15 protein-coding genes and 1 pseudogene are annotated in these 14,934 nt (G+C 70.2%); 8 read left to right on the top strand and 8 right to left on the bottom strand.

Going from position 1 to position 14,934, the window contains the following annotated elements:
• Positions 1-60 precede the first annotated feature (60 nt).
• Entirely contained in the window at positions 61-1,506 is a 1,446-nt protein-coding gene (locus ACOZ38_RS40625) for a leucyl aminopeptidase (RefSeq protein WP_424536196.1), read from the top strand.
• Here ACOZ38_RS40625 and ACOZ38_RS40620 read toward each other — a convergent pair.
• Positions 1,490-2,140, bottom strand: coding sequence for an O-methyltransferase (locus tag ACOZ38_RS40620; protein ID WP_405141598.1), 651 nt, complete (start codon positions 2,138-2,140; stop codon positions 1,490-1,492). The genes ACOZ38_RS40625 and ACOZ38_RS40620 overlap by 17 nt on opposite strands.
• A gap of 188 nt (positions 2,141-2,328) precedes the next feature.
• On the opposite strand from ACOZ38_RS40620, the gene sigE reads away from it, so the two are divergent.
• The 4 genes from sigE (at position 2,329) to ACOZ38_RS40600 (ending at position 5,784) form a co-directional block, all read left to right on the top strand.
• On the top strand, positions 2,329-2,988 hold the full coding sequence (sigE, locus tag ACOZ38_RS40615; RefSeq protein ID WP_358550371.1) for an RNA polymerase sigma factor SigE: 660 nt from the start codon (positions 2,329-2,331) through the stop codon (positions 2,986-2,988).
• Positions 2,985-3,512 carry an anti-sigma factor family protein gene (locus ACOZ38_RS40610; RefSeq protein WP_424536195.1) on the top strand — a complete coding sequence of 176 codons (528 nt, stop codon included), beginning with the start codon at positions 2,985-2,987 and terminating at the stop codon, positions 3,510-3,512. Before sigE ends, ACOZ38_RS40610 begins: the two co-directional genes overlap by 4 nt.
• A 271-nt stretch (positions 3,513-3,783) precedes the next feature.
• Positions 3,784-5,292 (top strand): S1C family serine protease, encoded by a 1,509-nt coding sequence (locus ACOZ38_RS40605; RefSeq protein ID WP_424536194.1) that lies wholly within the window; start codon positions 3,784-3,786, stop codon positions 5,290-5,292.
• Between the two features lie 120 nt (positions 5,293-5,412).
• Positions 5,413-5,784 (top strand): sec-independent translocase, encoded by a 372-nt coding sequence (locus ACOZ38_RS40600; RefSeq protein WP_405141594.1) that lies wholly within the window; start codon positions 5,413-5,415, stop codon positions 5,782-5,784.
• Positions 5,785-5,857: 73 nt separating this feature from the next.
• Here the strand turns inward: ACOZ38_RS40600 and ACOZ38_RS40595 are convergent, their stop codons facing one another.
• Positions 5,858-6,997 (bottom strand): Mrp/NBP35 family ATP-binding protein, encoded by a 1,140-nt coding sequence (locus ACOZ38_RS40595; RefSeq protein WP_424536193.1) that lies wholly within the window; start codon positions 6,995-6,997, stop codon positions 5,858-5,860.
• Positions 6,998-7,110: 113 nt separating this feature from the next.
• Between ACOZ38_RS40595 and ACOZ38_RS40590 the strand changes: the two genes are divergently transcribed.
• Positions 7,111-7,569: a MarR family winged helix-turn-helix transcriptional regulator gene (locus ACOZ38_RS40590; RefSeq protein ID WP_424536192.1), complete on the top strand. Its 459-nt coding sequence runs from the start codon at positions 7,111-7,113 to the stop codon at positions 7,567-7,569.
• A gap of 19 nt (positions 7,570-7,588) precedes the next feature.
• Here ACOZ38_RS40590 and ACOZ38_RS40585 read toward each other — a convergent pair whose 3' ends face one another.
• Positions 7,589-8,104 carry a DUF1003 domain-containing protein gene (locus tag ACOZ38_RS40585; RefSeq protein ID WP_424536191.1) on the bottom strand — a complete coding sequence of 172 codons (516 nt, stop codon included), beginning with the start codon at positions 8,102-8,104 and terminating at the stop codon, positions 7,589-7,591.
• Positions 8,094-9,395, bottom strand: a complete 1,302-nt coding sequence (locus ACOZ38_RS40580) for a magnesium transporter MgtE N-terminal domain-containing protein (protein WP_424536190.1) — start codon at positions 9,393-9,395, stop codon at positions 8,094-8,096. Before ACOZ38_RS40580 ends, ACOZ38_RS40585 begins: the two co-directional genes overlap by 11 nt.
• A 122-nt stretch (positions 9,396-9,517) precedes the next feature.
• Here ACOZ38_RS40580 and ACOZ38_RS40575 point away from each other — a divergent pair.
• A pseudogene (locus ACOZ38_RS40575) lies at positions 9,518-10,378 on the top strand (EamA family transporter); the annotation flags it as partial.
• 77 nt (positions 10,379-10,455) lie between these two features.
• Here ACOZ38_RS40575 and ACOZ38_RS40570 read toward each other — a convergent pair.
• Together ACOZ38_RS40570 and ACOZ38_RS40565 are read right to left on the bottom strand one after the other, a co-directional pair.
• Positions 10,456-10,839: a hypothetical protein gene (locus ACOZ38_RS40570; protein ID WP_424536189.1), complete on the bottom strand. Its 384-nt coding sequence runs from the start codon at positions 10,837-10,839 to the stop codon at positions 10,456-10,458.
• A gap of 162 nt (positions 10,840-11,001) precedes the next feature.
• Positions 11,002-11,937: a LysR family transcriptional regulator gene (locus ACOZ38_RS40565; protein WP_424536188.1), complete on the bottom strand. Its 936-nt coding sequence runs from the start codon at positions 11,935-11,937 to the stop codon at positions 11,002-11,004.
• A 134-nt stretch (positions 11,938-12,071) separates the two neighbouring features.
• Between ACOZ38_RS40565 and ACOZ38_RS40560 the strand changes: the two genes are divergently transcribed.
• Positions 12,072-13,340 (top strand): MFS transporter, encoded by a 1,269-nt coding sequence (locus tag ACOZ38_RS40560; RefSeq protein WP_424536187.1) that lies wholly within the window; start codon positions 12,072-12,074, stop codon positions 13,338-13,340.
• Positions 13,341-13,637: 297 nt separating this feature from the next.
• Here the strand turns inward: ACOZ38_RS40560 and ACOZ38_RS40555 are convergent, their stop codons facing one another.
• Entirely contained in the window at positions 13,638-13,838 is a 201-nt protein-coding gene (locus tag ACOZ38_RS40555) for a DUF397 domain-containing protein (RefSeq protein WP_424536186.1), read from the bottom strand.
• An 11-nt stretch (positions 13,839-13,849) separates the two neighbouring features.
• Positions 13,850-14,707 carry a helix-turn-helix domain-containing protein gene (locus ACOZ38_RS40550; RefSeq protein ID WP_424536185.1) on the bottom strand — a complete coding sequence of 286 codons (858 nt, stop codon included), beginning with the start codon at positions 14,705-14,707 and terminating at the stop codon, positions 13,850-13,852.
• Positions 14,708-14,934: the final 227 nt, after the last annotated feature.

Here is a 14,934-nt window from a genome sequence, read left to right as displayed (position 1 = left end):
CGGCCGGGCCGCATGCCCCCATGCCGGGGCTGTCGCACATCCAGGCAGGGGAGGACCACCATGCCAATTGAGACCGCGCTGCGATTCATCGACCCCCCGGCGCAGGACGCCGATCTGCTCGCCGTCCCCTTCCGTAGCGACCTGTCCGCGGACGTGCATCTTCCCGTGCCGGTTCCCGCGCTCCTGGCCCACCACGAGTCCAAGGGCGAGCCGGGCGAGGTCGTGGAGGTGCCCGTGGCGCACGGGGCGACCGTACGGCGGGTGCTGCTCTACGGCATCGGCGACGGCACTCCCCGCGCGTTGCGGAAGGCGGGCGCCGCCGTCGCGCGGCGCGCCAAGGGACGGCGCTCGATCGACATCACCCTCCCGCGCGACGCCGGAGAGCGAGGGTGGTCGGCCCTGGCCGAAGGCGCCCTTCTCGCCTCCTACACCATGAGGATCGGCGCCACCCGCACCAACGCCGTCGAGGAGATCCGCTTCTCGGGGCCGGAGGAGGCCCGGCCGGCCATCGTCCGCGCCGAGGTGATCGCCCGCGCCACGGCCGTGGCCCGCGACCTGTCCAACATCCCGTCCTCGGAGAAGACCCCGGCCTGGCTGGCCGACAGGGCCGTCGAGGTCGCCGAGCGCTCGGGCCTGACCTCCAAGGTCTGGGCGTCCGACGAGCTCGCCGCGAGCGGCTTCGGGGGCCTCATCGCGGTCGGGCAGGGGTCGGCGAGCCCGCCCCGCCTCATCCAGCTCTCGTACGAGCCGGAGGACGCCGACGGCACCCACATCGTGCTGGTGGGCAAGGGCATCACGTTCGACAGCGGCGGCCTGTCGCTCAAGCCCACGGACGGCATGAAGTTCATGAAGACCGACATGGCGGGCGGCGCGGTGGTGATCGCCGTCCTTGGCGCGCTGCGCGAGCTGGGCGTGCGCACCCGCGTGACCGGTCTGGTCGCCGCCGCGGAGAACATGCCCTCCGGCACGGCCCAGCGGCCGGGCGACGTGATCACGCACTACGGCGGCCGCACCGTCGAGGTGCTCAACACCGACGCCGAGGGCAGGCTGGTGCTCGCCGACGCGCTGGCGTACGCGGACGACGTCCTCGACCCGGACACCGTGGTCGACCTCGCCACGCTCACCGGGGCCATCGGCATCGCCCTCGGGCGCGACATCGGGGCGGTCTTCTCCACCAGCGACGACCTGGCCAAGGAGCTGATCGAGGCGGGCACGGCCTCCGGCGACCCCCTGTGGCGCATGCCACTGATCGAGGACTACCGGCCGGCGCTCGACTCCCAGGTGGCCGACCTGTCCAACGTCGACGCCGAGGGCACCTACGGCGCGGGCGCCGTCACCGCGGCCCTGTTCCTGCGGGAGTTCGCCGGCGGGCGGCGCTGGGCCCACCTCGACATCGCGGGAGTGTCCCGCAGCACCACCGACGACGGCATCCTGACCAAGGGCGCCACCGGGTTCGGCACCCGCCTGCTGCTGGAGTGGCTCGCGGCCCCTAGTTCGCGATCTTGATTGCGGCGAGGAGGCCGTCGCCCAGGGGCATCATCAAGGCCCGCAGCCGCTCGTCGGCCTTGATGAGCTTGCCGAGCTCGCGGATCGCGACGGTCTCCGGATCGCGCTGCGCCGGGTCGGCCACCCGGTTGTGCCACAGCGCGTTGTCGAAGGCGACGATGCCACCGAGGCGCAGCAGGCGCACCGCCTCGGCCAGGTAGTCGCCGTACTCCAGCTTGGCGGCGTCGCAGAACACCAGGTCGTACCCGCCGTCGGCGAGCCGGGGGAGCACGTCCAGCGCGCGCCCGCCGATCAGGCGGATCTTGCTGCCGGAGAACCCCGCCTCCGCGAAGGCCTGGCGGGCCAGCCGCTGGTGCTCGGGCTCGACGTCGACGCTGGTCAGCGTGCCGTCCGGCCGCATGCCGCGCAGCAGCCACAGTCCCGAGACACCGCATCCGGTGCCGACCTCGACCACGGACCTCGCGCTGATCGCCGTCGCCATGAAGCACAGCGCCGCGCCGCCGCCGGGCAGGATGGGAACGGCTCCCACCTCGATGCCACGCCGCCTCGCGGCGAGCAGCACCTCGTCTTCGGGATGGAACTCCTCCGCGTAGGCCAGCGTGGCCTCCACCGGATTTGTCGGCGTCGGGGCCATCGGCCTCTCCTCCCCGCCTTCGCCGTACGCACGTATTGGTCGCAGCCTAGGGGAGTCGGGGCCGAACGGGAACTCACGCCACAACGGGTACGTTGCACGCTTTGAACGACCTTTGTTCACGGGCGGCAAAGAACACAGTCCGGCCTCGTTGGCTCGTGGGTACGCAGGAAGGGACGAAAGCAGGCACTATGGCTGTAGCGGTGGTCCCGGAGAGAGGAGTGCTGGTGGACGACTACCACCAGGCTGATACTCCCGATAGCGCGTTCCCGGGGGGAGACCCCCGGCTGCCCGATGGAGGCTGGACACCTCCGACATGGGAGGAGGTCGTCCGCGACCATTCGGCGCGCGTCTACCGGCTGGCCTACAGGCTGACCGGCAACATCCACGACGCCGAGGACCTCACGCAGGAGGTCTTCGTCCGGGTGTTCCGCTCGCTGTCCAGCTACACCCCTGGAACCTTCGAGGGCTGGCTTCACCGCATCACCACGAACCTCTTCCTGGACATGGCGCGGCGCAGGCAGCGCATCCGGTTCGAGGGGCTCGGCGACGACGCCGCCGAGCGTCTGCGCGGGCGTGAGCCCTCACCCGCCCAGGTGTTCGACGACTCCCAGCTGGAGCCCGACATCCAGGCGGCTCTGGACGCGCTCCAGCCCGAGTTCCGCGCGGCCGTGGTGCTGTGCGACATCGAGGGCCTGTCCTACGAGGAGATCGCGGCGACGCTCGGCGTCAAGCTGGGCACCGTTCGCAGCCGAATCCATCGCGGTCGCAGCCAGTTGCGGGAGGCACTCGAGCACCGGGCACCCCGTCGCGACGAACTCCCCCCGACCGTTAGCAGGGAGGGAGCATGAGCCATCTCGGAGAGCGCGCTTCCGCGCTCATTGACGGTGAGCTTGGTCACGCCGAGCGAGAACGCGCTCTGGCGCATCTGACGTTCTGCGCGGACTGCCGCGCCGAGCTCGATGCGATCCGGGCGCTCAAGAGCCGTCTTCGATCACTCGACCCGCCCGCCGTTCCGGCGGACCTCACGATGTCCCTTCTGCGCATGTCCGAGCCCGGCGGGCCGCTCCCGCCGCGGGTGCGCCCGTTTCCGAACCCGACCTACTCTCTGACCAGCGCTCCGATCGACAACAGGCCGCGGCGCACCGGCGGGTTCGCGGGGCCGGGACGTTCGGGGGGCAACCGCCGGGCGGGTTATGTGGCGGTCGGCGTCGCGTCGGCCGCCGTCGCGCTCGGCACGCTGTTCATGGTCGGAGGCGCCGACAGCAGGCCGTCGGCCCCGCCGGTCGAGATGTTCGCCAACCAGCACCGCGCCACCACTCCGGCCGGCCAGGTCCTGCCGGGGCGCGCGGGCACGACTTCCCGGCAACCCTGAGCTGTTCGGCCACCCTGAACGGGACACGGGGCGTCACTTCACCCGTCCGTGCCGTTCGCGCCGATGCGGGCATACGATCGGATGGACCCTGTGCGGGCTTACGGCGCTCGTATGGGGTCCGAGCGAGAATCTGGCGTAGCCCACGTTGACTGGCCTCGGGAGTGAGCGTTCGATGACCGACGAGACACGTACCTTCGATTCAGGGGACGTGGCCACTCCCTCCCAGCATTCCCGGGAAGGCTCGGCGTCGGGGGCCCCAGGCTCCAGCGGGATGCGCGTGAGACCCGAGTTCCTGCCCGCCTCCGAGGGGTGGCCCGCGAGCGGTCCCGACGCGTTCACCGGGCCCAACCCCTTCGCGGCCAGTGGCGGAGGGCACGATCCCTTCACACCGGCGGGCCGCGATCCGTTCGCACCCGCCGACGCGGGGCGCGACCCCTTCGGCGGCGACGGCACCGGGCCCATTCCGTTCGCGGCCGACGCGCCGCGCCACGGTGGCGACGAGGGGGCGTCCGGCTGGGGCAACCCGTCCGGCGGGCCGCTCCCGCCCTCGCCCGGCGGCCCCTACGGGCCGACCCCGCCGCCTCCTCCGGTCAACCCCTTCGGCATGGGCCCGGGCTGGGCCCCGCCGCCCGGTGCTCCCCGCGCGGAGCCGGCCGGAGCACGTGCGCCGAAGACCGGCGTCCTCGCGGTGCTCGCCGTCGTGATCGCCCTGGTGGCCTCGACGGCCGGAAGCGTCGGCACCTACCTGCTCACCCGCAGCGGCTCAGGAACCGACCCCTCCTACAGCCTCGGCACGCCGACCGGCGCGATCGTCAACCGCGCGCCCGACTCGGTGGCGGGCGTCGCCTCGAAGGTCCTGCCGAGCGTGGTCTCGCTCGACGTGAAGGGCAACAGCGAGGCGGGCACCGGCTCCGGCTTCCTGATCAAGGGCGGCTACATCGTCACGAACAACCACGTGGTGGCCGCGGCGGCGCTGACCGGCAACATCAAGGTGACGTTCAGCACCAAGAAGTCCACCACCGGCAAGATCGTCGGGCGCGACCCGAGCTCCGACATCGCGGTCGTCAAGCCCGACCAGACCTTCGGCGCCCCCGAGATCACCCTGGGCAACTCCGACCGGGTGGTCGTGGGCGACCCCGTGATCGCGATCGGCTCGCCGCTCGGGCTCACCGGCACCGTGACGACGGGCATCGTCAGCTCGCTGAACCGTCCCGTGACCGCGGGCGGCGAGAGCGGGTCCGAGTCGTCGTTCATCAACGCCATCCAGACCGACGCGGCGATCAACCCCGGCAACTCCGGCGGCCCGCTGGTGAACGCCGCCGGCGAGGTGATCGGCGTCAACTCCGCCATCGCGACGCTCGGCAACAGCTCGTTCGGCGCCCAGAGCGGCAGCATCGGGCTGGGCTTCTCCATCCCGGTCAACCACGTGCGGCGTGTCGCCGAAGAGCTGGTCACCACGGGCACGGCCAAGAAGTCCCGCATCGGCGTCCAGCTCGACGAGAACTACCAGGGTGACGGCGTCCGCATCGCCACCGCCACGCAGCAGGGGCAGGAGCCGGTGATCCCCGGAGGCCCGGCCGACAAGGCGGGGCTCAAGGCGGGCGACATCATCCTGGAGATCGACGGCACCCCCATGACCCAGCCGTCCGAGCTGATCGTCACGATCAGGAGCAAGGCGCCCGGCGACAAGGTGACCGTCAAGTACCAGCGTGGTGGACAGGACAACACCGCCACCGTAATCATCGACGCGGTTCCGGTCCCCACGCCGCAGCCGTCGTGATCAGGTGTCCTGTTTGGTGCCCATTGCCGGACCGGGGTACTAGTCTGGACGTAGCCAGGTCGCTGTTGGACGGTCCCGGTCAACAGCAGGCATCGGCGTAGGAGAGCGTAGGAGATCACCGTGTTCGGACTCGGCTGGCCTGAGGTCTTGGCACTAGTGGTCATCGCCCTGCTCGTCTTCGGGCCCGACAAGCTCCCGCAGGCGGCTTCCCAGGCGGGACGCATGTTGCGCCAGGTCCGGCAGATGGCCAACAACGCGAAGACCGACCTGCAGGACAACCTCGGCCCCGAGTTCGCGAACTTCGACCCCACCGACCTGCACCCGAAGAACTTCGTCAGGAAGCACCTCCTGCAGGATCTCGAGGACGACTGGAACCGGCCCGCCACCGAGCACAGCCCGTCCTACTCCGATCCCGCCGACTCCTACGCCACCGCGGGCGTCGGCGAGCTGGGGTACGGCGAGATCCCGCCGTACGACTCCGAGGCCACCTGACCCTCAGGGCACGACATGCGAAGAGGGGCCATCCCGTCACCGGGATGGCCCCTCTTTCGTGTCGTGGCGAGGCTCAGCGGCCGGACGGGGACAGCCCGAGCTGGAGGCCCTTGATGCTGCCCGACTTCTTGCTCAGGCCCTCGGCGATCCTCCTGAGCTCGGTCGCGGCGGGCGAGTCGGGGTCGGTGAGCACGAGCGGCTTGCCGTTGTCGCCGCCCTCGCGCAGGCGCAGGTCGATCGGCACCTGGCCGAGCAGCGGCACCCGGGACCCGAGGGTGCGGGTCAGCCCGTCGGCGACGCTCTGGCCACCGCCCTCCCCGAAGACCGCGATGCGCTCGTCGCAGTGCGGACAGGGCAGCCACGCCATGTTCTCGATGACACCGGCGATCTGCTGGTGGGTCTGCGTGGCGATGGAGCCCGCCCGCTCGGCGACCTCAGCGGCGGCCTGCTGCGGGGTGGTCACGACCAGGATCTCCGCGCCCGGCATGCGCTGCGCCACCGAGATCGCGATGTCGCCGGTGCCCGGGGGCAGGTCCATCAGGAGGACGTCGAGGTCCCCCCAGTAGACGTCGGCGAGGAACTGGTGCAGCGCCCGGTCGAGCATCGGCCCGCGCCACACCACCGGGTCGTTGCCCGGCGGCTTGAACATGCCGACCGAGATCACCTTGATGTCATGCGCCACCGGCGGCATGATCATGTCTTCGACCTTGGTCGGACGCTCGCTCACCCCCAGCATGCGGGGGATGGAGTGGCCGTAGATGTCGGCGTCCAGGACGCCGACCTTGAGACCCGCCGCCGCCATCGACGCCGCGAGGTTCACGGTGACCGACGACTTGCCGACCCCGCCCTTGCCGCTGGCGACCGCGAAGACGCGGGTCAGCGAGCCCGGCTTGGCGAACGGGATCTCCTTCTCGGGCCCGCGGTTGCCGCGCAGCTTGGTCTGCAGGGTCTTGCGCTGCTCGGTGCTCATGACGTCGAGGTCGACGTGGACGGCGGTGACGCCGTCGACCTTGGAGACGGCGGCGGTCACCTCGCGGGTGATGGTGTCACGCATGGGGCAGCCCGCGACGGTCAGATAGACCCCGACTCGCACCACCCCATCGGGGGAGATATCGACGCTCTTGACCATGTCAAGGTCGGTGATCGGCCGGCGGATCTCCGGGTCGTTGACCGTCGCCAACGCGGCCGTCACCAATTCTGGGGTTGGTGCCATGGATCCATGCTACGAACCCAGGACCGATCCGACGAACTCCGGACCCTCCGGTAGGGGCCAAGAGACTCCAACAGGGAGGTGTATGTGTTTATGCAACCTTCTAGGATGACCGCGTGACGTCCAGGACGGCGGAGATCACTCCGCAGCAGCTCATCGTCTGGCGCATGGTCCAGCGGGCCCAGGTTCACATCACCCGGAGCCTTGAGGGTGAGCTGCTGAGCCGGCACGATCTGGCGCCGGCCGCCTACGACGTGCTGCTGCAGCTCTCCGAGACCGCGGGCCGGCGGCTTCGCATGAACGATCTGGCCGAGCGGGTGCTGCTGTCCCGCAGCGGGCTCACGCGGCTCATCGACCGCCTCCAGCGCGACGGGCTGGTCGAGCGCGAGGCCTGCGCGAGCGACGCCAGGGGCCTGTTCGCCGTGCTGACCAAAGCGGGTGACCAACGTCTCTCCGAGGCCACCCCCACCTACCTTCGCGCCATCCGGGGGCAGTTCCTCGACCTGCTCGACGAGGAGGAGCTGCGGCAGTGCGCCGACATGCTCACCAAGCTCTTCCCGCAGGTCTCCCTCTGATTCTCTTTCGCTTCCGCGCTCACTGTGGGCCTTTGGGGGCTCCGTCCCGGGTTGAGCCGTCCGTCCGGGCGGGCGGCTCGCGGATCTCGTCCAGCAGGCGCTCCAGCTCGCCCCTGATGTAGTCGCGGGTGGCCAGGTCGCCGAGAGAGAGGCGCAGCCCGGCGATCTCCCGCGTGAGGTACTCGACCTCGGTCTGGTTGCGCTCGGTGGTCATCCTGTCCTGCTCGCTCTGCACGCGGTCGCGGTCGGCCTGGCGGTTCTGCGCGAGCAGGATCAGCGGAGCGGCGTACGAGGCCTGGAGGGACAGGATCAGCGTGAGGAAGATGAACGGGTACGGGTCCCAGGCCAGGCTCCTGGGCGCCAGCGCGTTCCAGGTCACCCAGACCGCGATGAACCCGGTCATGTACACCAGGAAGCGCGCCGTGCCCAGGAAGCGCGCGATCTGTTCGGACAGGCGTCCGAACGCTTCTGGGTCGTAGTGCGGGCGGACGATCCGGCGGAGCTCCCGGGGCTGGTCGAGCCGGTTAACCGCCACCGGTCACCTCGGGCGTACCGTCGTCCCGCCCGTTGGCGCCGGGCGCCTGCTCGTCCCGCTCGCGCCAGTCGGCGGGCAGCAGGTGGTCGAGCACGTCGTCCACCGTGACCGCCCCGACGAGCCGTCCGAGCTCGTCCACCACCGGGGCCGCCACCAGGTTGTAGGTGGCGAGGTACGACGTGACCCCGTGAAGGGACAGGCCAGGGCGGATCGGGTCGATGCTGCTGTCGATCGCCCCGCCCACCAGGGTGGAGGGCGGCTCGCGCAGCAACCGCTGGAAGTGGGCCACGCCCAGGTACTTCCCGGTGGGCGTCGCCACCGGGGGCCGGGTGACGTACACCTGCGCGGCGACCGCCGGGGTGATGTCCTGGCGGCGGATCTCGGCGAGGGCCTCGGCGATCGTCGCGTGGGGCGGCAGCACGACCGGCTCGCTGGTCATCATGCCGCCCGCGGTGTTCTCCGCGTACCTGAGCAGGCGCCGGACGGGCGCGGCCTCGCGGGGCTCCATGCGCGCCAGCAGCGCCTCGGCCTGCCCGGGCGGCAGGTCCTGAAGCAGGTCGGCGGCGTCGTCGGGATCCATGGCCGCGAGCACGTCGGCGGCGCGCTCAGCGTCCAGGCGGCTCAGGATGCCGATCTGGTCGCGTTCCGGCAGCTCCTCCAGCACGTCGGCGAGCCGGTCGTCGTCCAGCGCGGCGGCCACCTCCGCCCGCCGCTTGTCAGGCAGGTGGCGCAGGGCGTTGGCCAGGTCGGCCGGACGGGTCTCCTCGAAGGCGGCCAGGAGGTTCGCGGCCCCCTGGTCCTTCTGCACGGCGCCGAACCCGGTGACGTCCGACCAGTCCACGACCAGCGTCTCACCGCGTCTGCGCCGGAGCCCCCGCGCGGCGCCGCCGCGCATCACCGCGACCTTGGTGATCAGCCACTCGCCGCTCCTGCTGCGCTCCATGGCGAGGTCGAGCACGGTGACCTTCTCGCCGCCGACCTCAACGCTCAGGTCGAGCAGCTCTCCGATGGCCAGGGACTCGGTCGAGTGCTTCTCGAAGCGCCGCAGGTTGATGCTGCCCGTGAAGACGACGGCGTCGGCCTCGATGTTCTGCAACCGGGTGATGGGGAGGAACACGCGCCGTCGCGGCTGGACCTCGACGACCAGCCCGTGCACGCGGGGCGGATCGTGGGCGCGTATGGCGACCACGACGTCCCGGATCCGCCCGATCTGGTCGCCGGCGGGGTCGAAGACCGGGGTTCCGGCCAGCCGAGCGACAAAGATCCTCACTATCGCAGCGTACGAGGTCATAGTGGGTGCGCCGTGTCGGCCTCCCTTAAAAGCCGTCTCAACGTACGGTCGCTCCTTGATCTCACCATTCTCCGTATGACAGCATCAAAACCATCTAACGGTCATTACGGGGATGGTGGCGGATGAGGGGCGCGGCGCTGGCGGTGGCCGTCGTATCGGCCTGGTGCTTTGGTTTCTCCGGATCCATGGCGAAATTCGTCGGCGCGGGCGGTCTGAGCCCTCTGCAGGCGGTATGGGTGAGGATGGCGGGCGCGGCCCTGCTGCTCATCGTGATCCTCGCCGCGTTCCGGCCGAAGGCCCTGCGCATCCCGCCGGGCAGGCGAGGGTTCTTCGCCGCGTACGCGCTGATCGCCGTGGCGGGGGTCCAGGCGCTGTTCTTCCTGGCCATCACCCGGCTCCCGGTCGGCGTGGTGCTCCTGCTCGAGTACACCTCGCCGGTGCTCGTCGTGTTCTGGGTGCGGTTCGTCAGGCACGTACGGCTGCCGCGCTCGGCGTACGCGGGCGCGGTGATCGTGCTCGTCGGGCTCGCCGTCGTCGTCGAGGTCTGGCACGGGATGAGCCTGGACGGCATAGGGCTGCTCCTCGGCCTCGTCGCCGCCGCCTGCTGCGCGGGCTACTTCCTCATGAGCGACGGCTTCGGCGGTGACATCGACCCGCTCGGCCTCATCGCCTGGGGGCTCGCGGGCGCCGCCGTGGTCCTCGCGCCGATCTCCCAGGCCTGGGACATCCCCTGGGGGGCCTTCGGGACGAGCGTGACGCTCGGCGGCCACACCCTGCCCGTGATCGCCGCCGCCCTGTGGCTCATCGCCGTCGCCACCGTGCTGGCCTACATCACTGGAGTCATCGCGGTCCGGCGGCTGTCGGCGGCGGTCGGGGCCACCGTGGCGTCCCTGGAGGTCGTCACAGGCGCGGTGATCGCGTGGGTCCTGCTCGGCGAGCACCTCGGCACGGCCCAGATCGCGGGCGGCGCCATCGTGCTGGGCGGTGCCCTACTGGCTCAGACGGCCACTTCGGGCGTCGGCCGCACGGTGGAGGAGATCGGGTCCGCCGGAGCGTCGGCTCAGCCGGCCACTTCGGGCGTCAGCCGTACGATCGAGGAGGCGGAGGCCCAGCGGGCCGGGAGCCCCGCCGCGTCGACCGCATTGAGCCGCTCCTTGGCCAGGGCAGCCACGGCCCCGGCTTCGGACTCAGACAAGAACGCCTGATCGACCAGGTGCACGCGGGCGTCGAACGAGACCAGCTCGGCGCCGTTGTCCTTGCTGCGCAGGGTCACCCGGACGCGTGAGGCCTCGACCAGGCCGGGAAGCGACTGCTCCCCGCCGCCGGTGACGATGTAGATCGCACCGTCGTGCCAGGTGTGCCACGCCAGCCGATCACGCCCGGACAGCGAGACCCACAGGACGCTCGACTTCTTGGCACCCTCTTCGATCAGCGACAAACTCACACCCAGCAATCTACGACGCTCGTGTCTCATCGGGTACCTGGAGGGATTGGGTGAGGTGGGTTCGGCCCGCCCGTGCAGCGGTTGGGTGGTGGTCCGGGTGTTGCCCACCCGGGAATTGGGCTGCCTGGAGGCGGGCCACGATGATCGCAGACGCGGCGGCGTTCAGCGCGGAATCACCCAGCCCGGCGCCCAGGTCCCGGCGGCGTCGTGGCCGGCCGCTGCGGCGGCGAGGTGGGCGCGGAGGGTGGCCAGCGCCGGGTGGGGGTTGTCGCGGTGCCACAGGAGCGAGTGCGGGTAGACGGGCGTCGGGTCGGTCACCGGGATGCGGCGCAGGCCGTGGTCGGCGGGCCAGACCAGGCGGGTCTGCTCGCCCATGAAGGTGGCCAGGGCCGGGGTGTCGGCGATGGTGTCGAGGAGCGCGTCGGAGCCGAAGTTGGGGCCGGTCGCCTCGATGGTGAGGCCGAACTCGGCGACGAGGTCGTCGTAGTAGGTGGCCCACTCGGTACCGGGGACGATGCCGGGCATCCAGATCCGGTGCCCGGCGAGCTGGGTCAGCGTCACCGACCGGGCGGACGCCAGCGCGTGGGCGGGCCCGGTGAGGAGCTGGAGCGCCTCGTCGAGCACCCGGACGGACTCGATGTCCTCGGGAAGGGGCCGGCCGGGCATGCCGACGGCGCGGAAGGACACGTCGATCGCACCGGACCGGATGGCGGCGACGGCCGCCTCGATGTCGAACAGCATCACCACGTCGAGCTCGATCTCGGGGTGCGCGCGGTGGAAGCCGCGCATCAGGCCCGACTGCGCGCTGCGCGAGGCGATCACGTCGACGCGCAGCGGACGGCTGCCGGTGCGGACGGACGCGACCGCGCGCTCAGCGACCCGGAGCAGTTCGCGGGCGTGGGGCAGGAACGCCTGCCCATCGATGGTGAGCTCGACGCCGCGCGCGGTGCGGGTGAACAGCCGCACGCCGAGGTTGCGCTCCAGCGCGGCGATGCGCTTGGAGACGGCCTGCTGGGTGACCGCCAGCTCGGCGGCGGCCTCCTGGAACTGCCCCGCGTCGGCGGCGGCGACGAAGGTCCGGACGGTGTCGAGGTCCATGCCGACACCCTATTGATACAACCGCTGGTTGTGGCCAGGTGATCCTGCGGTTGTTTGATCCCCAGGTGTGGTGCGCGCTTTGATGCTTCCGATCGCGGATCGGTTGTACGGGTGAGTGGCGAGGAGCGTCGGGCATGACGAGCGGGCACCGGCTGGGACATCTGCGCGGACATCGGCTGGGGCGGCGGTTCGGGTGGCTCTGGGGGGCGTACGGGACCAGCGCGCTCGGTACGTGGCTCGCCTTCGGCGCGTTCCCGCTGATCGCCATTCAGGTGTTGCACGCCGGACCGGCCGAGGTCGCCGCGCTCTCCTCCGTGGGGGCTTTGGTGGGCGCGGCCGTGGCGGTGCCGCTCGGCCCGTGGGTGGAGTTCCGCCGCAAGCGGCCGGTGCTGATCGCGATGGACCTGGTGCGGTTCGCGGCGCTGCTGACGATCCCCACCGCGTTCGCGCTCGGTGTGCTCACCTTCCTTCAGCTCCTGCTGGTCTCGGTCGTCGTCGCGGCGGCCGACATCACCTTCCGCGCCGCCTCCGGCGCGTACCTGAAGACGCTGCTGCGGGCCGAGGACCTGCTCGTCGCCAACGCCCGATTCGAGTCCACGGCCTGGACGACCACGATCATCGGACCGCCGCTGGGCGGCGCGGCGATCGGGCTCCTCGGTCCGGTGGCGACGGTGGTGGCCGATGCGGCCAGCTACCTGCTCTCGGCCCTGGGCATCGGCGCGATGGGTGGGCACGAGCCGCGGCCCCAGCGCCGGGAGGCCGCGCGCATGCGGGCCGGGGACCTGTTCGACGGTTGGCGGTACATCCTCGCCGACGCGACGCTGCGTCGGCTGTTGTTCAACACCGCCTGGTTCAACGGCCTGGTCATGGCCACCGGGCCGCTGCTGGCCGTCCTGATGCTCGGCCAACTCGGGTTCGCACCGTGGCAGTACGGCCTCGCCTTCGCCGCGCCCTCGATCGGTGGGCTGCTCGGTTCGCGGCTGGCCCGGCCGCTCGTCACTTTGTTCGGGCAGCACCAGGTCCTGGTCGTGGTCGGGGCGCTGCGCGCGGTCTGGCCCGTCGGCCTGGCCTTCCTGGGGCCGGGCACCGGAGGGCTGCTGCTGGTGATGGGCGTCGAGCTTGGGCTCATCTTCTGCTGCGGGGTCTTCAACCCCGTCTGCGCCACTTACCGCCTCGAGCGCACCGCGACCGACCGGGTCGCCCGCATGCTGTCCGCCTGGGCGGTGACGACCAAGGTCTCGACCGCGCTCCTGACGGCCGTCTGGGGCGTGCTGGGCGGCCTGCTCGGCCCGCGTACGGCCATCGGCCTGGCCGGCGTGCTCCTGCTGGCGACCCCGCTGCTGCTCCCCCGCCGCCCGGCCGCCCTTCCCTCCGAGCCGGAGCCGGCACCGAGCCGCGCCTGACGGCGCCAAGGCCGTCACCGCGATCGGGGTGCGCCGCCCTTGTTCGGAGCGGTTCACCCCCCGCGTACAGCGCCTTCCTACCCGCCGTGCTGGTGGGCCGGGATGTGGGTGGGCAGCACACGGATCACCCGTCAATCGGGTGACGGGTGGGCACGAACTCTCAGGACGACTCCCGCACGGGATCACTAGTCGTTGCGGCGTCAGTCCGTGACAGAGAACTGGCGTACTCCGTCTCGTCGTCGAGGTGCGGACGAAGTCCCCGGCGCGGTTGGGCGCGCCGGGGACGGTGGACGGCTGTCAGGTCAGACCACCGTTCTTCACTCTGCGGATGAATGCCTGCCACGCATCCGAGGCTGAGCTGAGCACCGGACCATCCGGATTCTTACTGTCCCGCAGGGCGTAGCCTCCACCAGCGAGGACGGCGACTTCCACGCAGTTCTCCTGCTGACCGCTGTACGTGCTCTTGCGCCAGGCGAGCGCAGAGGGGGTTCGTTCCACGATCCTTGCCTCTAATCCTGTGGTAATTGGTCGATAAGAGCCATTATGAACACAACAGACTCTTCGGCGGTCAGAGCTGCGGCCAGGACACGATTATGGATCAACGTATATGCCTGCACCTCTTCAGGTCGTTCCAGAAACAGGCTGTCAGTGGGTGTCTCCAGGTACACGATCGACGGGTCCAAGTCGCCGGGGAAGTCAAGGATGACGAAACCGCATGCCATGGCCGCGTGGGCGCCGACCGAGTTAGGTAGCACCTGGATGGTGATGTTGGGATTCTTCGCCATCTCGATGAGGCGTTGTAGCTGTTCGGCCATGACCCTGGGCCCGCCAACCAACTTCCGAAGGGCTGCCTCGTCGATAACCGCCCACAGTTGTGGCGGGTCATCGCGCACGAGTATGTCCTGTCGTGCCAAGCGCCCTTCGAGGCGTCGTGCTACCGCGACTTCGTCTTCCTTCAGCACCTGTCCTGCTCGGAAGATCGCTCTGGCGTATCCAGCCGTTTGCAGCAATCCAGGGATGAATGCGATCTCGTAGGTCCGCAGTTGGGTGGCTTCTACCTCGAATCCAGGCAGGCTGCCGCGAAATATGTCCTTGTAGTTCTGCCACCATCCCTTTTCGCGTGACTGCCGGGCGAGGTTGAGAATGGCTTCCCGCACCTTGGTATCGGTGATGCGGTACAGGTCCAGCAGCAATCGAACGTTACTTACGTCGGGGCGTGTCCACTTGTTCTGTTCCATGTGAGTGAGTCGCCCGCGTGACCACTCCAGACTCCGGCAGACATCGTCGTGAGTCAGCCCGGCCCGCTCGCGAAGCCGGATGAGCTCGGCGCTGAGACGCCGCCGCTTAACGGTGGGACTCCCTGCCATGCATGCCTCCATTTACCTTGAGTGAGCGATCATACGCAGTCCGTGTACGGACTGAACGTGGTTGTCCAAATACGGACAGTTGTAGTTCGGCCTTGAAAGTTGGCATGACGAAGGCCACGATGTCGCTGTGATTACTCCACGTGACGGAACGCCTACGGGATCATCGCTTCCAAGCTCGCAGGCATTGATGGCATGAGGGGACGGCACCGGCTCGGGACACCTACGGA

This window comes from Sphaerisporangium viridialbum (assembly GCF_049674955.1).
Lineage (GTDB): Bacteria > Actinomycetota > Actinomycetes > Streptosporangiales > Streptosporangiaceae > Sphaerisporangium > Sphaerisporangium viridialbum.
This window is presented reverse-complemented; position numbering and strand designations above follow the sequence as displayed.